21 protein-coding genes and 1 pseudogene are annotated in these 15563 nt (G+C 70.3%); 11 read left to right on the top strand and 11 right to left on the bottom strand.

The annotated features are described in order from the left end of the window. Positions 1-144: 144 nt before the first annotated feature. The 3 genes from ACGFI1_RS42490 to ACGFI1_RS42480 are packed head-to-tail and all read right to left on the bottom strand — an operon-like array spanning position 145 to position 1659. A complete protein-coding gene (locus ACGFI1_RS42490; protein WP_392793354.1) occupies positions 145-321 on the bottom strand; it encodes a hypothetical protein in 177 nt (58 codons plus the stop codon). Then, positions 282-701: an SPFH domain-containing protein gene (locus tag ACGFI1_RS42485; RefSeq protein WP_392793353.1), complete on the bottom strand. Its 420-nt coding sequence runs from the start codon at positions 699-701 to the stop codon at positions 282-284. The genes ACGFI1_RS42490 and ACGFI1_RS42485 overlap by 40 nt, the downstream gene beginning before the upstream one ends. A gap of 43 nt (positions 702-744) precedes the next feature. Next, positions 745-1659 (bottom strand): LysR family transcriptional regulator, encoded by a 915-nt coding sequence (locus tag ACGFI1_RS42480; protein WP_392793351.1) that lies wholly within the window; start codon positions 1657-1659, stop codon positions 745-747. A 105-nt stretch (positions 1660-1764) separates the two neighbouring features. Here ACGFI1_RS42480 and ACGFI1_RS42475 point away from each other — a divergent pair, with 105 nt between their 5' ends. The 3 genes from ACGFI1_RS42475 (at position 1765) to ACGFI1_RS42465 (ending at position 4174) form a co-directional block, all read left to right on the top strand. Next, positions 1765-2268 (top strand): UBP-type zinc finger domain-containing protein, encoded by a 504-nt coding sequence (locus ACGFI1_RS42475; RefSeq protein ID WP_392793350.1) that lies wholly within the window; start codon positions 1765-1767, stop codon positions 2266-2268. Between the two features lie 81 nt (positions 2269-2349). Further along, positions 2350-3558: a PP2C family protein-serine/threonine phosphatase gene (locus ACGFI1_RS42470; protein ID WP_392793348.1), complete on the top strand. Its 1209-nt coding sequence runs from the start codon at positions 2350-2352 to the stop codon at positions 3556-3558. A gap of 358 nt (positions 3559-3916) precedes the next feature. Continuing rightward, positions 3917-4174 (top strand): DUF6458 family protein, encoded by a 258-nt coding sequence (locus ACGFI1_RS42465; protein WP_392793428.1) that lies wholly within the window; start codon positions 3917-3919, stop codon positions 4172-4174. A gap of 102 nt (positions 4175-4276) precedes the next feature. On the opposite strand, the gene ACGFI1_RS42460 is transcribed toward ACGFI1_RS42465, so the two are convergent. The 4 genes from ACGFI1_RS42460 to ACGFI1_RS42445 form a co-directional block, all read right to left on the bottom strand. After that, positions 4277-4753, bottom strand: coding sequence for a hypothetical protein (locus tag ACGFI1_RS42460; RefSeq protein WP_392793347.1), 477 nt, complete (start codon positions 4751-4753; stop codon positions 4277-4279). Positions 4754-4835: 82 nt separating this feature from the next. After that, complete coding sequence (locus ACGFI1_RS42455; RefSeq protein WP_392793345.1) at positions 4836-5273, bottom strand: STAS domain-containing protein; 438 nt, start codon at positions 5271-5273, stop codon at positions 4836-4838. Between the two features lie 78 nt (positions 5274-5351). Continuing rightward, positions 5352-5921: a DUF5994 family protein gene (locus ACGFI1_RS42450; RefSeq protein ID WP_392793343.1), complete on the bottom strand. Its 570-nt coding sequence runs from the start codon at positions 5919-5921 to the stop codon at positions 5352-5354. A gap of 47 nt (positions 5922-5968) precedes the next feature. Further along, the gene (locus ACGFI1_RS42445) at positions 5969-6322 is read right to left on the bottom strand and encodes a hypothetical protein (RefSeq protein ID WP_392793341.1); all 354 of its coding nucleotides are present in this window, start codon (positions 6320-6322) and stop codon (positions 5969-5971) included. 634 nt (positions 6323-6956) lie between these two features. On the opposite strand from ACGFI1_RS42445, the gene ACGFI1_RS42440 reads away from it, so the two are divergent. From ACGFI1_RS42440 to ACGFI1_RS42430, 3 genes are read left to right on the top strand one after another with little or no spacing between them, the layout of a single operon-like run. Continuing rightward, positions 6957-7313: a hypothetical protein gene (locus tag ACGFI1_RS42440; protein ID WP_392793339.1), complete on the top strand. Its 357-nt coding sequence runs from the start codon at positions 6957-6959 to the stop codon at positions 7311-7313. Continuing rightward, positions 7310-7666 carry a PRC-barrel domain-containing protein gene (locus ACGFI1_RS42435; RefSeq protein WP_392793338.1) on the top strand — a complete coding sequence of 119 codons (357 nt, stop codon included), beginning with the start codon at positions 7310-7312 and terminating at the stop codon, positions 7664-7666. Before ACGFI1_RS42440 ends, ACGFI1_RS42435 begins: the two co-directional genes overlap by 4 nt. Positions 7667-7699: 33 nt before the next feature. Continuing rightward, positions 7700-7867 (top strand): hypothetical protein, encoded by a 168-nt coding sequence (locus ACGFI1_RS42430; protein ID WP_392793336.1) that lies wholly within the window; start codon positions 7700-7702, stop codon positions 7865-7867. A 195-nt stretch (positions 7868-8062) separates the two neighbouring features. On the opposite strand, the pseudogene ACGFI1_RS42425 reads toward ACGFI1_RS42430, so the two are convergent. Next, positions 8063-8266: pseudogene (locus ACGFI1_RS42425) on the bottom strand (YhjD/YihY/BrkB family envelope integrity protein); the annotation flags it as partial. 32 nt (positions 8267-8298) lie between these two features. Here ACGFI1_RS42425 and ACGFI1_RS42420 point away from each other — a divergent pair. From ACGFI1_RS42420 to ACGFI1_RS42410, 3 genes are all read left to right on the top strand, one after another. Further along, positions 8299-8544, top strand: a complete 246-nt coding sequence (locus ACGFI1_RS42420) for a hypothetical protein (protein ID WP_392793335.1) — start codon at positions 8299-8301, stop codon at positions 8542-8544. Positions 8545-8986: 442 nt separating this feature from the next. Next, positions 8987-9397, top strand: a complete 411-nt coding sequence (locus tag ACGFI1_RS42415) for an STAS domain-containing protein (protein WP_392793333.1) — start codon at positions 8987-8989, stop codon at positions 9395-9397. A 632-nt stretch (positions 9398-10029) separates the two neighbouring features. After that, positions 10030-10278 carry a hypothetical protein gene (locus tag ACGFI1_RS42410; protein WP_392793331.1) on the top strand — a complete coding sequence of 83 codons (249 nt, stop codon included), beginning with the start codon at positions 10030-10032 and terminating at the stop codon, positions 10276-10278. Positions 10279-10303: 25 nt separating this feature from the next. Here ACGFI1_RS42410 and ACGFI1_RS42405 read toward each other — a convergent pair whose 3' ends face one another. Further along, a complete protein-coding gene (locus tag ACGFI1_RS42405; protein ID WP_392793329.1) occupies positions 10304-11272 on the bottom strand; it encodes a YihY/virulence factor BrkB family protein in 969 nt (322 codons plus the stop codon). 430 nt (positions 11273-11702) lie between these two features. Between ACGFI1_RS42405 and ACGFI1_RS42400 the strand changes: the two genes are divergently transcribed. Next, a complete protein-coding gene (locus tag ACGFI1_RS42400) occupies positions 11703-12227 on the top strand; it encodes an STAS domain-containing protein (RefSeq protein WP_392793327.1) in 525 nt (174 codons plus the stop codon). Between the two features lie 103 nt (positions 12228-12330). On the opposite strand, the gene ACGFI1_RS42395 is transcribed toward ACGFI1_RS42400, so the two are convergent. Together ACGFI1_RS42395 and ACGFI1_RS42390 are read right to left on the bottom strand one after the other, a co-directional pair. After that, entirely contained in the window at positions 12331-13098 is a 768-nt protein-coding gene (locus tag ACGFI1_RS42395; RefSeq protein ID WP_392793326.1) for a GAF and ANTAR domain-containing protein, read from the bottom strand. Between the two features lie 100 nt (positions 13099-13198). Continuing rightward, entirely contained in the window at positions 13199-13870 is a 672-nt protein-coding gene (locus ACGFI1_RS42390; RefSeq protein WP_392793324.1) for a GAF domain-containing protein, read from the bottom strand. Positions 13871-14215: 345 nt separating this feature from the next. Between ACGFI1_RS42390 and ACGFI1_RS42385 the strand changes: the two genes are divergently transcribed. Beyond that, positions 14216-15325, top strand: coding sequence for a fatty acid desaturase family protein (locus ACGFI1_RS42385; protein WP_392793323.1), 1110 nt, complete (start codon positions 14216-14218; stop codon positions 15323-15325). The last annotated feature ends 238 nt before the right edge of the window (positions 15326-15563 follow it).

Genomic DNA, 15563 nt, shown 5'->3' with positions numbered 1-15563 from the left:
CGCGATGGCGGGACGGGAGACCGGCCCGCCTCCACCGGAATGGCGAGGCGGGGGCGGCGTGCTGATGCGGATGGAGTCGACCGGCCGCGTGGCTCAGGGTCGTGCACCCGAGCGTGAGCGACGGAGTTCCCGATGGGGGCCTTCTCAGGTGCCGGCAGTGGGAGCGGGCGGGTCCACGACCGTGGTCGGGGCGGGTTGCGGGGCGTCGTTGGGCGTGAGGGCGGGAAGAGCGGCGGACTTCTCGCGGGCGAGGAAGGCCCCAAGTTCGGCGATGGTGGTCATCAGCGGCGCGGGGAACACCACGGTACTGTTCTTGTCCACGCCGATCTCGACCAGGCTCTGCAGGTTCCGCAGCTGCAGCGCAAGGGGTGGGCCATCATCGTGTCCGAGGCGTCGCCGAGGGCGGCGGCGGCCATCGATTCGCCCTCCGCGCTGATGATCTTGGCGCGCTTCTCCCGCTCGGCCTCGGCCTGCTTGGCCATGGCGCGTTTCATGGTCTCGGGGAGCTGGATGTCCTTCAACTCGACCAGGCTCACCTCCACGCCCCAGGCGATGGTGGTGACGTCGAGGATCTCGCGGATGTCGGCGTTGATGCGGTCGGTCTCCGACAGCGTCTGGTCCAGGGTGTGCTGCCCGGCCACCTTGCGCAGCGTCGTCTGGGCGATCTGGTCGATCGCGGCGCGGACGTTTTCGATCGCCACGACCGATCACTCGCCCGGGCCGGGCCGATCGGCGGTTGGCGGGTCAGCCGTTCGGTTGGTCGGCGGTGGTGAGCCAGCTGAGCCGTTCGGACATGCTCCGGGCGCAGGCGACGACGGCGTGGACGTGAGGGGAGTCGTCGGTGGCGCGCCACAGGATCGACCAGGGGTAGAAGGAGGCGGGATCGGTGAGTGGCCGCCAGATCGTCCCGGGGAGGGCGGAGATGCAGGAGGAGGGCACGCAGTACAGGCAGCGGCCTTGGGCGACCAGGGTGGACGCGGCGCGGATGCTGTCGACGGTGCCCTGGTGCACCGTCGGGGTGAAGCCGGCGGTGCGGCACATCTCGACGGTGAACTGGTTGAATTCCGGGGCTTTCATCTCCTCGGCCAGCAGCAGCGGCTCGCGGGCGAGGGCCTCGACCGGTACCGCGTCCAGGTCGGCGAAGCGGTGCCCGCGGGGGACCAGGACGCCGAGGCGGTCCTGGCGGAACAGGTGCGAGGCGATAGCGCTGGGTGCGTGGGCGGCGCGGCCGATGCCCACGTCCAGGCGTCCGTCGACGAGCTGCTGGTACTGCTCGGGCACGCCGGCCTCGATCTGGTGGATCACCAGGTCGGGGTAGCGCGCCTGGGCCTCGTGCAGGATCTGCGGCATCGAGTCGTAGCTGGCGTCGATGATGCCGACCCGCAACGCCGGCGCGGTTCCCTGCGCGGTCCGGGCGGCCTGGGCGGCGCGCTCCACGTGGGCGAGGATCTGCCGCGCCTCGACCAGGAAGGCCGCCCCCGCCGGGGTCAGGGCGACGTAGTGCGTGGTGCGCTCCAGCAGGCGCACTCCGAGCTCCCGCTCCAGTCGCTGTATCTGCTGGCTCAGTGCCGACTGCACGATGTGCTCGCGAGCCGCCGCGCGCCCGAAGTTGAGTTCCTCGGAGACGGAGACGAAATAGCGGAGCTGGCGCAGTTCCACGTCTCCCGCCTTCCGGGCCGGAACAGCTGGACCCCTCCAAGGAGGGTAACAGCGCTGTGCGCGCTGAAGTTCAACGTCGCCGGCCGACGGTTATCACCGCCACTGATGACCCCTGCCCGTATTGCCCGGTTCGATCCGACCCGAGAGCGGGCTCAAGTGGGAGTAGGCGCCCTCCACGCGCCCGAGCCCGCCGGCGGCGTCCGAGCCGGACGTCCCTCATCGGATGGCGGCCCCTGCGCCCGGAACTGGAGTACTGACCGGGGGCGATGCGACACCCGGAAGGGGAGGTTCGATGAAGCACGAGATGAGGGTCCGCGCCATGGCCTCGGGCGTGCCGTACAGCCCCATGGCTCGGCGCCCCGCTGTGAGCATCTGGTCGGCGTGACGCCCGTCGCGCCACGCTCACATGGTTGCGCGGCGTGTGAGGCGCGGGGCGACCGGTGGACGGCGCTACGGCTGTGCCTGACCTGCGGCTGGGTGGCCTGTTCCGACGACTCGCCGCGCCGGCACGCGCGGGCGCACTACCAGGAGACCGACCATCCGCTCGCTGCCGCCATGGAGCCGGGATCGACCTGGAGATGGTGCTATGTCCACGAACGTCTCGTCTAACACTCTCGATACGCGGAGTTACCGTCCGTGCCGGAGGGCACATAGACGGGCATGGGGGAACCGAACGGGCCCGCGGAAGCGGTGGATCGCAGCGAAGGCTTCGGTGAGCGGCTGCTGGGACAGTTGCTGGACCGGGCGCACGAGATGCCGCCGCAGCTCATCGCCCCGCTGGTGGCCGAGGAGGTCCGCGCGATCGGCGGCCGGGACGTCTCGATCCTGTTGCAGGACTACGCCCAGCTGACGCTAGTGCCGCTGCCCGGCCGCGGCCTCACCGACGGTGAACCGCTGCCGCTGGAGGGGTCTGCGGCCGGGCGCGCTTTCCTGTTGGAGACCACCGTCGAACAGTCACGGCCCGACGGTGTGCGGATGTTCCTGCCGCTGCTGGACGGCAGCGACGAGATCGGCGTGATGTCGTTGACCTTGGACAAGGTCGACGACGACGACCGCCGGCTGCTGCGGCGGCTCGCGGGCCTGGTCGCCGACATGCTGGTGACCAAGAACCACTACACCGACCAGTTCCTGCGGGCACGGCGGCGCGCGCCGGTGAGCGTGCCCGCGGAGATCCAGTGGTCACTGCTGCCCCCGCTCACCATGACGACGCCGCAGGTCGCCGTCGCCGGAATCCTCGAACCCGCCTACGACGTCGCCGGCGACAGCCTCGACTACGCCCTCAACGACGACGTCCTGCACCTGGCCATGATCGATGCGATGGGCCACGGTCTGAACGCCGCGGTGCTGGCCACCGTCGCCGTGGGCGCCTACCGGCACGCCAGACGCGCCGAAGCGGGCCTCGCCGAGTTGTACGCGTTCATGGACACCGCCATCGACACCCAGTTCGGCCCCGACCACTTCGTCACCGCGCAGATGATGCGCCTCAACATCGGGACGGGCCACCTGCGATGGGTCAACGCCGGCCACCCCGCACCCATGCTGATCCGCGACCACAAGGTCATCTGCGCCCTCGAAGGCCACGGCACACTCCCTGTCGGCTTCGGCGGCTCCACCCCCCGGATCAACCACCGCCAGCTCCGCCCCGGCGACCGGGTCCTGGCCTACACAGACGGCCTCATCGAAGAGCACACCGCCGGCGGGACGCTGTTCGGCGAGGATCGCCTGATCGCCACCATCGAACGCGTCGGCCCTGCCAGCGCGACCGTCCAGCAGATGGTGCGGAACCTCTCCCACACACTCATGCGGGAAAGAGGCGGGATCACCAGCGACGACGCCACCCTCCTCCTCATCGAATGGCGCGGCGGAACCGCCGACCACCTCACCAGACCACTCCTGTGACCACGAGCCTCCCGGGCCCGGCCGGGGGGTGAGGCGGTGAGCTTGTCGCCCTCCCCGTGCCGCAACGGCACACGCGGCGCCACTCGCCACCCGGATCCCAGGAGACGCGTGGCGCTTCTGTGAACGGCGCGCTCGGTCCGACCGGTTGCGTCGACCGGTCATCTCCGGAAGAGAAGAGACCTTCGGAAATCCGCTGTTTCCCCTGCGGCCGGAGAGCGGTTGAATGGTGCTGAAACGAGCATGCGAGCCCGATGACCATAAGGTGCATCCGGACCGAATTCACGGCTCGTGCAAGGATTCCGCTCATGGGCAAAGACGCCTGGTTCATCGATGTGTTTTCACCGAAGGGCGGCGTGTGATGCCGATAGGCGGTATCGCCCTCCTCGTGGTCGGCGCGATTCTCGTTTTCGCCGTCACCGGATCCGTGAGCGGAATCGATCTGCACGCGGTGGGCGCTGTCCTCATGGTCGCCGGCGTGGCCCTGCTGCTGCTTCCGCTGGTCGTGCGCGGAAGGCCGCGTCCGAAGCGATGGTCGGCCCGCAGCCGCCAGGACGCCATCGACGAAGCGCGCACCCGGCAAAGACGGCAGAGGGTGCCCGATGACCATGAAAAGTGAATACCTTCGGCTGGTGATGGGACTCATCGGCGGCATGGTTCTCGCGGTGGCGATCGTCTGCGTGCTCATCGCGGCGGTCGCCGTCGTCGTTTCCTGAAGGGATCACCGGTCGGCGGCTGGGTCCCATTGCCACCAGGCGAAGGAATGGATGTACCGGACGCGCCTGCGGGAGGGCCGGCGTCCATACGTCAGGGCGATGATGCCGTGGCCGTCCGCGTGGCCGTCCGCGTGGCCGTCCGCTTGATCGGGCGGATGGCCTGCGGCCCCCGACGGGGTCCCGGGCGGCGCGGATGCGGCGGCGCTGACCTCGCCCAGCAGCAGGCGGGCGGATGCGCGCAGTTCCAGCCGCAGATCGCGCGGGCCGTGCGCGGCGGTGCGGGTGAGAAGGTCTTGGACGAGCGCCGTCAACTGGTCACTGAGGTCCCCTGCTGCCGACCCCAGCCCCCACGCTCGCAGCGCATCGTGAACCGTGCGGCGGACCTGTCCCGCCGCCGCCCTCCCGGCGGGCAACCGCCACTCGCCCGTGCGCAGACCGGGACGCGCGGCGGCATCGACGTCGTTCTCGTCGGGGACGCTCACAGTCCTCTCCGCTCGAGAACGAGCCCGGACCTGGATGTGCGCCGCAAGGCGGGCCGGAGACGCGGAACCGGGCTCGGTCTGGTCATATCGCAGCTCTTGTGTCCGGCGCCAAGGCGGTCATGCGGCGAGCCCGGCGCGGACTGCCCGGGGCGGGCAGGACGATGAGCGCGCGGTCGAGCCCGGAGGTGCGGAGCAGTCCGGCGACCTGCGGGCCGGGGGCGGCCAGGCGCAGGGTGATGCCGAGTCCGTGGGCGCGGCGGCGGATGCCGATCAGCACGGCCAGTCCGGCCGCGTCGGCGGACGTCACCGCTCTCAGATCGAGGATCAGCAGGCGGCCGCTGTGCCGCAACGCTCCGATCAGGTGTTCGCGCAGCGCCGCGGCGGCGGCGCCGTCCAAGGCGCCCGACAGTGCGACGATGGTGTGACCGGGACGCCGGTGGGCGGGCATCCGCACCTCGTCGGGGCCCCCGCGCGAGATCCGCGGCGGCGGGCGGGGTGGTGTGGTGGTGAAGGTGGTCATGGTGATCTCCGTTCGGAGAGAGGGCGGAAGTTCCGAGCCCGGGCGGCCCACTGACGGGCCGGCCGGGACAGGGTCGCATCAGCGTGTCGCCGGGTCACCTCTAAGGCGTCCGCCCTCGGATTCCCAGGCGTCCTCCGAGTCGTCCTGGGTGCCCGCCCGGCCGGGCGCTTCCGTGAGAGCGGCCAGCAGACCGGCGGTGTGCAGATGGTTGGCGGGGTGGGACGCCAGTTCCATCACCGCCTCGGCTTCGGCGCGGGTCGTGGAGACCGGGACGGTGAGCAGGTCGACGCGCCGCCCGTCGGCGTGAATCGCGGTGAGGAGCCCGGCGGGGAGTGAGTCGAACCAGCTCAGCCGCACCACCCGGGTGTCGGCCGGGCCGTCGATCCGCAGCCGGCGCGGCCGGCTGTCCCAGTCGTCCACCCGCAGCAGGACGTGGGTGATGGGACGGTGGTCGTCGACGGGGCCGTGGTCCTGCAGCGCCAGGACCAGCCCCGGCAGTTCCGCGACCGGGTCGGCCGAGCGGGGCCACCAGGCACCGTCCAGCGCGGTCCGCACTGAGCCGGGAGGAGCCGCAGGGCGCAACCGCAACCGTGGAGTCGAGGGTGGTGACAGGCTGATCGTCGTGCGGCGTTCGGTGGTGGTCCACATGGCCGGCACCTTCTCTTGGATTTCGATCGATGCGGTGAGCCGGTTCCTCATCGGAGGCGCTTGCGGGGCAGCGGCCGCAGTTGGGTGAGGCGGGCGGTGCCCAGGATCAGGGTGACCGCACTTCCGGCGGCCATCGCGGCCAGGAGCACGACAGCCAGCGGCAGGACACCGCTGATGCCGGCGAAGGAGATCCGTGTGTCGCCGGTGTTGCTTACCACGAGCACCATGAAGACGGCCGAGATGACCGCGACGGCCCACATCCCGGACCACGCCACGCTGGTGCGGGTCACCTTCACCGCCTGCGCGGCCGGCCGGGTCTTGCGTTGACCGGGCGAGCCGGGGCCGGGCTGGAAGCCCGCACCCGGACGGCTACTGGTGCGAGGCTCGTACGAATTCGGCATGACTCCCCCTCTCGGGGGCGAGCCGGTGTGACGGAACAATCTCAGAACGAGGAAGCCATCGTTGCCGGATAATTTGATCCTACCCGAGAATTCATGAATATTTGCAATTTTCTAAAGAGATTGTTTCGGGAGGCGGGCGGGAACAGGGGATCAGGATTCATTTGGGCTCCGGGCGGCGGTCATCGGTGCAAGTGATGGCGTGTGCACGCATTGCCTGTTTCCCGGCATCAGGCCGTCCGACTTGAATGAGGAGCAGCCGGTCACCGCTGGGGGCTGCGCCCGGCTGGTCCAGGGCCGTCCGCTCCTCCCCGAGCCGGCGACCCTGGACCGAGGACGACCCGTGGTGAGCGAGTCCTTTGGCTGGGTTGCTGAACAGGAAGTGAGCCCCATGACCGTCCGAGACCGGGTCCCCGCGATCCGAACCTCGAAATGCCGCCCCCCTCCCGGCGCGCCTGATCGGGGCGACCACGGGCAGCGGCCCTCAAGCGCGGACGCCGTTCCATCCTCGCCGGTGGTGGTGTCAGTCGCCCTTCCCGCGCCCGCACCGGATGCCGTCCGGCAGGCGCGCGCCTTCCTGACCTCCCGCCACGCCACCGGCGTGGACGAGTTTCTCTGGCAGTCCAGGGAGCGGGCGATGCCCGACCGCGACACCATCGGCGCGGTCATCGACGCCGGCGACCGGGCCCAGCGCGGGAACGGCGACAGTCCCGAGCCGGTCGAGGTCGCCGCGGCACTGCTGGTGCTGAGCGCGGTCCGCCTGAATCTGGACCAGACCGAGGCGCGCCTGCTCAACACTGCCCAAGCCGCGCGCCGGAGCTTCGAACAGATCGCCGCCGTTCTCGACCTCGGCGTCGAGGAGACCGAGGAGCGCTACCGGCAACTCAAACCACGCCTGGACGAACCGGCCGCCGCGCCGGGCCGGTGTTTCCGGCACATCCCCCGCCGTCCGGGCGAAACTGCTTCCACCGGAAAAATGAAGGAGTTCGAATGATCCAAATGGCCGACATCAGGGAATGGCGTACCTGCGCCGTCCTCGACTCCGGCGGCCACAAGATCGGCACGCTGGAATCGGTCTACGTCGACACCAGCACCGACGAACCCGCCATGGCCACCGTGCGGATCGGCCTGCCCACCCGGCACCGCCTGGCCTTCGTTCCCCTGGAAGGCGCGACCGCCGGGCCCGGCTACGTGCGGGTCGCCCACGACAGGTCGCGGGTCAAGCACAGTCCCGCGATCGGCACCGACGACGTGCTGCCCGCCGAGGACGAGGAGGCCGTCTTCCGGCACTACGGCCTGCACTACGAACCCGGCGCCGGCGGCGAGCGCCAGCTCGCCCGCCGCTGAGCGCCCGAACCCCGGCCGAAGGAGTGAAGGCACATGATGGTCTTCGTCCTCGTAGTAATCATCGCCGCGCTGGTGCTGGGCATCCTCGGCATTCTCGTCCACGGCCTGTTCTACCTGCTGATCATCGGCATCATCGTTCTCGTCGCCGATCTGGCGTTCCTCGGGGTGCGCTCGACCAGGCGCAAACGGCCGCTTCGCTGACCATCCGCGTGGAACCGGGCCCCCGACATCAGTCCGCGTCGTCCGCGGGCCGGTCGAAGTCGACTTCGACGTTCTCGAACCCCTAGTGGCGCTCGGTCTCGGCATGGAAGCGTAGGCGCGCCGGTCCCCGGCGGTCAGCTCGACGTTGTCGGTGAAGGGCGTTAGCAGGCTGCGGGGCCACAGCCGCCGCTCGCGCACCACGTTGATCTCCACTCCCACCACGAAGACGACCGGGCCCAGGTAGATCCACGTCAGCGGGCCGAGCACGAGACCGAACATGACATAGGTGGCGGTCGCGCCCTTGAGCATGTGGGCGAGCAGGAACGCACCGGCCCACTGCAGCACCTGCCAGACAAGCGCCGAGACGATCGCCCCCCGTCCGGACCTGCGCAACGGTGAGCGGCCGCGCGGTCAGCGCCCGGAACGTCACCGTGAACAGCACGACGTTGATGGCGACCGCCACCACGATGGCGCCCGCCCGCACGCCGGCACCGAAGACGCCACCGGACGCGGTCACCGCCGACAGCAGCGTGGTAGCCAGGACCACCCCGCCGCCGACCGCCAGCAACACCAGACTGCGCACCCTGGCGGCGATCGGGTTCGGTCGCGAGTTGCGCGGCACGCCCCAGATCTTGTTCAAGGCGTTCTGGAACCCGAGGTCGCCAGAGGCTGAGTAGGCGTAGCGGACGCAGGGGCGGCCAGCCGCCGACTCGTCCGGCATATCCCGGAACGGTCCTGCGGCCCGGCTCTCAGGCGGCAGAGCCGGAACCGCCGTGGTCTGTGAAGAGAGGATCGACCGATGACTGGTCGCGAAGCGCTACACGGTATTCGCGGGAGCGGACCTGACGGTCACGGGATCGGGAAGCGGGATGGGATGGTTAGGCAGGCGTTGGGTGGCGCGTGGGGGCTGGAGCCGGTCTGGTGCGGACCCCGTAGGGGTACATCACAGATAGGCCCATCACACGCACCAGCTCCGGTGCGCATCCGCGTTCAGGCGACTTTGCAGGTCGTTGCCCTCGATCAGGCGGTTTGCGGCGTACCGTGGGTTGCAGCGCGTCCGCTGGTCAACGCGCCACCGACCCGCACGCGCGCTATCCGCTGCGTGATCGGAGCGACGCCATGAACACCACTTATACGGCTCAAGGCCATACCGACATCCATCCGCGGGTTGTGCTGTCGGTCGTGCGTCGGCCTTCGTTCACCGTCGCCGCCCTGCAAGGCGAACTCGACCTGGTGACCGCGCCCGCGCTGTGCGACCGGCTACTGGCGCTGCTTCACCCCGGGCAGCGGATGCTGGTCCTGGACCTGTCGCAGCTGTGGTTCTGCGACGCGGCCGGAATCTCCGCTCTGATCAGTGTGTGGCACCGTGCTCTGGCCCTGGGCGTCTCGATGCGTCTGGCCTCCCCTCGCTCGCACGTGGCGAGGATCCTGGAAGACGCCGTCCTGGAGTACGGCCTCCGAACCTACTCGACCCTGCCTCGAGCGCTCAAGCAACCTCTGCCTCCGGCGCTGGAACCGGCCGCGGTCTGACGGGCCCGCGCTGGCGCCGTCGCCTGAGCGAAGGTTCATCCATCGCTGGACGGGTCTGTCACCCGATCACCGCCACGGTCCGCAGCCTGGCGTTGCCGGCGGTCGGCGGGCAAGTCGGCGCTCGCCGCCGGCGGCGGGTCCGTAGTAGACCAACTCCAGTGTTGCCGACCTTGCGGCCACCGAAGTCGAGCCCGGCGCCGGTGCACCATTCCCCCGGATGTCGGCCGATGAGCCGGGGCGGCAGGTCGTGCGCCCAGTCCAGCAACTGGCCCAGCAGCCATTCACAAGTAACGGCAGTGTCAGACAGGACGTTCGTGGACGTAGCACCATCTCCACATCGATCCCGGCTCCATCGCGGCGGCGAGTGGATGGTCGGTCTCGTAGTGCGCTCACGCGTGCGGGTGCGGTGAGTCATCGGAGCAGCAGCCGAGCCGTTCGTGCTGAACGGCACGCCCCGGCTCGCGGCGGGGAACAGCAGGTTCGTCGCGGCCTTCACCCCTTAGCAGCCGGGACGCCGCACCAGCAGACCGGCCCGCTTCACCTGCCGTGACAGCACCGCGTAGTCGCTGCCCCGCACGCGCCCTCCGGCATCGGTCCGGTGCGGTGCGCCGCCACGGGCGTCGCCCGGGGTGATGGTGCTCAATTCCCGGCGGCTCGCGAGCACATCTGGTGATCCACCAGTGGAGGCCGGCGTCCCCGAGCAGTATCAGCAACTCATCGACGGACGGTTGGACGCGGGCATCGACCGCGCTGCACTGGCCCCCAGCGGGGGCGCCTCGCACCTGTTCCACCGGGACCGCCTCGGCGTCGCCGTCTTCCGGCACTACGGCCTGGACTACCGGCCCGTCACCGGCGGCGGACGCCGGCTCGCCCGCCGCTGACGCGGCCCGGCGCGGGGCCCGGACGTCAGTCCGGGTCGTCGCGTCGAGGCGGGTCGAACTCCACGTCGACGTTCTCGAAGCCTTTGTGACGTTCGGTCTCGGCGTAGGAGGTGTAGGCGCGCCGGTCCCCGGCTGTCAGCTCGACGTTGTCGGTGAAGGGCGTCAGCAGGCTGCGCGGCCACAACCGCCGCTCAAGGACGACGTTGATCTCGGCGCTCAGCACGAAGGTGGCCGCGCCCAGATAGATCCACGTCAGCAGGCCGAGGACGATGCCGAACATGCCGTAGGTGGCGCTGGCGTCCTTGAGCATGTGGCCGAGCAGGAACGCGCCGGCCCACTGAATGACCTGCCAGACCAGCGCCGCGGTGAGCGCCCCCGTCCGGACCTGCGCGATGGTGAGCCGCCGGGCGGTCAGCACCCGGAACGCGACGGTGAACAGCACGACGTTGACGGCGACGGCCACCAGGATCGCCGCCGCCCGCACACCGGCGCCGGCACCGAAGACGCCACCGGATGCGGTCACCGCCGACAGCAGCGTGGTCACCAGGATCACCGCGCCGCCGACCGCCAGCAGCGCCAAGCTGCGCACTCTGGCGGCGATGGGGTTCGGCCGGGAGTTGCGCGGCACTCCCCACATTTTGTTCAAGGCGTTCTGCGTGGCCTGTACGACGCCCAAGCCGCCGTAGAGGCTGCCTACAACACCCGTGGCCAGAGCCAGGATGCTGCCGTGGAAGGAATGGATGTTCGCGCCGATCTGGTCCCCGAGGACCGGGAACTGCGCAAGCGCCGAATCCAGTACGCGTTGCTGCAGCCCCGGGTTGCCCTCCAGCGCGAACCCCAGCCCGGTGACAAGCAGCAGCAGCAGCGGAAACAACGACACGAACCCGTAATAGGTGATCAACGCCGTGAGATACGCGCCCTGGTCGTCCACGAACTTGTACACCACCGCCAGCGGCAGACCCGCCCAGCGATGCCGCCTCTGATAGGCGTCCATCCGGCCGACCACTCCCACACGGCCCTTCTTCCCCCATCAGCGCGCGCCCAACGCTCGACCGCCGGTCCGGGCGAGCGGCCGCCTCCTGCCCTCACCGGCCTCCCCGAGATCCCGGCGCTGCCAACCGGCGGCATCCGGCGTGATTTCCGGCATCGCGGTCACTCCCGTCCCTTCCTCGGCGTGCGCGGACGAGTTCAGGCACGAGCACGGCTGCCGGTCGATCGCCGTGCGCGAGTACGCGCTTTCTCCGTCCCGGCGCGGTCCTCCCACCGCCTCTCCTTACCTGCCACGGGCCGGAAAGGTGCGGACACGACCGCAGGGTTAGACCGCCGGTCGTGGGCGGCCTATGCTGCGTGTGACGGCGGTAGCCGTCTGTCGGGCCGCTCCAGACCCTGGCGGCGTAAATGCGTACGCTCCAGGGAGGGCTGCCATGACGGCATTCGAATCCTCGCCCCCATCCTCGGTTCCACCGGAAACAAGAGCGATTCCGGACACCACGGCCGGCGACCGCGGCCGAGCCGGGGCGCAGGTCAGTCTCCGGCGGACGGACGTGGAGTGCGGTGCCGGGTCGACCGCGATGCTGCTGGCCCTCGCCGGCGAGATCGACGCTTCCAACAGCGACTGGCTGGCCGTCCGGCTCAGCACCATCATCACCAGCGCGTCCGCCGGTCACGCCGGAACCGCCCCGAGCAGCGGTGTGGTCATCGACCTCACCCGCCTCAGGTTCTGCGACGCCGGCGGCATCACGGCCCTGGTCAAGGCCTTCAAGCACGCCCGCGATCAGCGGCTGGTCCTGAGCCTGGCCGTAGCCGCAGGGCGGGTCGACCGCGTTCTTCGCATTACCGGCATCGACGACGTCATCGCCCTGCATCCGGAGCCGGCGGACGCGTTGGCGGCCTTGCGCCGACGTGACGACCGGACGGCGCAGCGCCCGGAAGCCGCCCCCGACGGCTGACCTTGCACAGCGCTCCGTCCGTGTGGAGGCATCCGCCGCGTGGGCCGCCGAGCGGGCCGGCGTTCCGCGTGCTCGTCGCCGCCTTGCCGTCACCGTTCCGCGGTCAACCGTTGTCGACGGGGCGGCCGGGATCGTGCTGCCGGTGCAGGAAGCCCGCCACGGCGGGGTCGTCGTCGATGACGGCCTGTGCGAGGTCGGCGAGTTTGCGGTTGGTGTTGCGGGCCTGGGCGCGCAGAGCGGCGAAGGCCTGATCGAGTGAGGTCTGGTGGCGTTCGGCGAGCATGCCCTTGGCCTGCTCGATGAGCACACGGGTGTTGAGCGCGATCTGCAGTTGCTGGGACAGCAGTTGATGTTCGCGGGCTGCGCGTTCGCCCAGGATGCCGATGGTGGCCACGTCGGCCATCGCCTGCCCCAGCGACTGGACCGTGGTGGCCTCGTCGACGGCCAGGACCGTAGAGGGGGCGGTGAACAGGTTCATCGCGCCGATGATCCGCTCTCGCATCCGCATCGGCAGCGCCACCACCCCGCCGTAACCCGCGTCGAGGGCCGCGGCGCTGAACAGCGGCCACCGGGAGGCCTCGGCGGCCAGGTCGGCGACCCTGACGGGACGGCCGGTGGCGAAGCAGTCCAGGCAGGGGCCCTGCCGGGACTGGAGCTGGAACAACTCCAGCAGCCGGGTCTGTTCGGTGGAGGCGGCGATCACCTGCAGCTCGTCGGCCTGGTCGGTGAGAAGGATCCCGGCCGCCTCTACCTCCAGCAGTTCCACGCAGCGTTCGGCCAGCCGGTGCAGGAACTCGATGAGATCGAAATCGACCACCAGGGTGTCGGCCAGCTCGACGAACACCTCAGCGAGTCGTTGTTGCTGTGGCATGGCTGCTCAATCCATTTCCTCGGCCCAGTGGCTGGGGGTCCTGTCGTGTGACGTCGTCTCTTGCAGACCGCAGTGGTCAGCGTGCCGATCCATCGTGCCGTCAGCCGTCGGGAAGATCGTCGGGGTGGAACCGCAACCGCCGGTCCACCACCTGGCGGGCCAGCCCCGCCAGCGGGACACCGTCGGTGAACGCGCGGGCACGCAGCGCCGCGAACGCGTCCTGCAGACCGACACCGAGCTGGACGGCGACCATCCCGGTCGCCTGGTACACCTCGATCCTGCCCTCGCCCGGCCCGCCCAGCGGCCACGCCCCCTGGTCCGAGGCCGCACCGTCCGGCGAGGTCCGGCCCGCGGCCAGCATCACCGCCACCGCCGTCCGGCACAGCGTCACGGCGTCGGCGACCTGCTCCGCGGTCAGCGGTCCCGGCCTGACCCGGTACAGGGTGAGGGTGCCCAGCCGGATCGCCCCCACCTGCAGCGGGAAGGCGAACATCGCCCGTACCCCGGCCGCCGTGGCCACCGGCGCGAACACCGGCCACCGGGAGGCGCCGGCCGGCGAGGAGACATCGGCGACCAGCACCTGGCCTCCGGAGGCACCGGCCTCGATGCCCGGCCCCTCCCCCAGGGTGAACTGCTGCTCCTCCAGGAGCGCGGCCACCGCGTCGGTGGCGTACGCCTGCTGCCGCCGGTCCGGCCGGGTCGCCACCGACACCGCCGCCCCGTCCACCCCTACCGCCGCCACGGCCGCCTGGCACACGTGCGCGGGGGACACCGTCTCTCCGTCCGCGCACCCGGCGACCAACGCCCACAACCGGGCCGCCCGCGCCTCGCCCGCCGTCGGTATCGCCGCTCACCGCCCCACTGTCCGAAGCGACCGGATGGCCACACCCCGGCCCCAGCGTCCCACAGCCTCCCGAACAGCGTCGACGGGCGCCGAACACCGGCAGCCATCGTGGTTCACGCCGGTGACGGCCGACGGCACCCGGGCTTACCGGCCCACGGCCGCCCGGCGATCAGCTCTGCCGATCAGCCCTGCTCAGATCGCCTGTGTCGGCATCCCAGGCCAGCAGGTTCCACTGGAAGTGACAGGCGTGCCCTCTCGGGAATGCTCGCCCGAATGGAAGAAGACAGTGTGACCACAAGCGCGACCACGGACGCTCCGGCCCCCGGCGGTGCCCCCGCCCAGGGCCGTGGCGAAGCGGTTCCGCGGGGCAGCGACTACGCGCTGCTGTCCCGCGAGGTGAAGCGGGCCGGGCTGCTGGCCCGGCGGCCGGGCTACTACACCGTCAAGATCGTCTCAAATCTCGTCCTGCTGGCGGCCGGTTGGGCGGCCTTCGCCCTGATCGGACCGTCCTGGTGGCAACTGGCAGTGGCGGCGTTCCTTGCAGTCGCCTTCACGCAGACCGCCTTCCTCGGGCACGACGCGGGCCACCAGCAGATATCCGGCTCCAAACGGGTGAACGAGCTGCTGGGGCGGCTGCACGGCAACCTGCTGGTCGGGCTCAGCTACGAGTGGTGGATCTCCAAGCACAACCGGCATCACGCCCACCCCAATCAGATCGACCGCGATCCCGACATCGCGACCGGAGCACTCACCTTCACCCGCGAAAGCGCTCGGGCCCGGCACGGCCCCGGCGCCTGGCTGGCCCGGCACCAGGCATGGCTGTTCTTCCCGATGCTGCTGCTGGAAGGATTCCACCTGCATCTCTCGGGGGTCCGCGCCCTGTTCGGCGGCACGGCCACCGCGCGCGGGCCGGGCAGGGCCCGCCTGGCCGAGGGCGGTCTGCTGCTTGCCCACACCGGCGGATATCTCACCGCCCTGTTCTGGGTACTCCCTCCACTGCAGGCCGTGGGCTTCCTCCTCCTCCAGCAGGGCCTGTTCGGCCTGTACCTGGGCTGTTCTTTCGCCCCCAACCACAAGGGCATGCCGATGCTCGGCAGGAACGACAAGACGGACTTCCTGCGTCGGCAGATCCTGACCGCGCGCAACATCCGCGGTGGCCGGATCACCGATCTCGCGCTCGGCGGGCTGAACTACCAGATCGAGCACCACCTGTTCCCGTCCATGCCGCGGCCCAACCTGCGCCGCGCGCAGACGCTGGTGCGCACCTTCAGCGAACGCCACGGCATCACCTATTGCGAGACCGGTCTCCTCCAGTCCTACGCGCAGGCGCTGCGCCATCTCCATGCGGTCGGCGGGCCGTTGCGTCCCGAACTGGAGTACTGACCCCGCCGGCCGGGCACCGGAACCTTGCGTGACCGGACCCGGTCACTCCATCGACACGCGGTCACGGGATCGGGAAGCGGGATGGAATTGTCAGGCGGGCGTTGGGCGGGGTGGGGAGGTGGAGGCGGTCTACGGCGGATCCCGTAGATGGTTCATCGACCAAGAAGAACCCATAACCGGAGACCTCGTGGCCACCCTAGCGGTGACGAGGCGGTTCGACCTGACCGACGCGCAATGG

It is taken from the genome of Actinomadura geliboluensis, assembly GCF_043197915.1.
Lineage (GTDB): Bacteria > Actinomycetota > Actinomycetes > Streptosporangiales > Streptosporangiaceae > Spirillospora > Spirillospora geliboluensis.
This window is presented reverse-complemented; position numbering and strand designations above follow the sequence as displayed.

Bases quoted from the DNA above. Each gene is read 5' to 3' on its own strand.
- ACGFI1_RS42445 (WP_392793341.1), bottom strand. From the start codon at position 6,322: ATGCCGAATTCGTACGAGCCTCGCACCAGTAGCCGTCCGGGTGCGGGC.
- ACGFI1_RS42405 (WP_392793329.1), bottom strand. From the start codon at position 11,272: ATGGACGCCTATCAGAGGCGGCATCGCTGGGCGGGTCTGCCGCTGGCG.
- ACGFI1_RS42435 (WP_392793338.1), top strand. From the start codon at position 7,310: ATGATCCAAATGGCCGACATCAGGGAATGGCGTACCTGCGCCGTCCTC.
- ACGFI1_RS42385 (WP_392793323.1), top strand. From the start codon at position 14,216: ATGGAAGAAGACAGTGTGACCACAAGCGCGACCACGGACGCTCCGGCC.
- ACGFI1_RS42410 (WP_392793331.1), top strand. From the start codon at position 10,030: ATGGTGCTCAATTCCCGGCGGCTCGCGAGCACATCTGGTGATCCACCA.
- ACGFI1_RS42430 (WP_392793336.1), top strand. From the start codon at position 7,700: ATGATGGTCTTCGTCCTCGTAGTAATCATCGCCGCGCTGGTGCTGGGC.
- ACGFI1_RS42440 (WP_392793339.1), top strand. From the start codon at position 6,957: ATGCCCGACCGCGACACCATCGGCGCGGTCATCGACGCCGGCGACCGG.
- ACGFI1_RS42400 (WP_392793327.1), top strand. From the start codon at position 11,703: ATGACGGCATTCGAATCCTCGCCCCCATCCTCGGTTCCACCGGAAACA.
- ACGFI1_RS42450 (WP_392793343.1), bottom strand. From the start codon at position 5,921: ATGTGGACCACCACCGAACGCCGCACGACGATCAGCCTGTCACCACCC.
- ACGFI1_RS42395 (WP_392793326.1), bottom strand. From the start codon at position 13,098: ATGCCACAGCAACAACGACTCGCTGAGGTGTTCGTCGAGCTGGCCGAC.
- ACGFI1_RS42475 (WP_392793350.1), top strand. From the start codon at position 1,765: ATGACCCCTGCCCGTATTGCCCGGTTCGATCCGACCCGAGAGCGGGCT.
- ACGFI1_RS42415 (WP_392793333.1), top strand. From the start codon at position 8,987: ATGAACACCACTTATACGGCTCAAGGCCATACCGACATCCATCCGCGG.
- ACGFI1_RS42455 (WP_392793345.1), bottom strand. From the start codon at position 5,273: ATGACCACCTTCACCACCACACCACCCCGCCCGCCGCCGCGGATCTCG.
- ACGFI1_RS42465 (WP_392793428.1), top strand. From the start codon at position 3,917: ATGCCGATAGGCGGTATCGCCCTCCTCGTGGTCGGCGCGATTCTCGTT.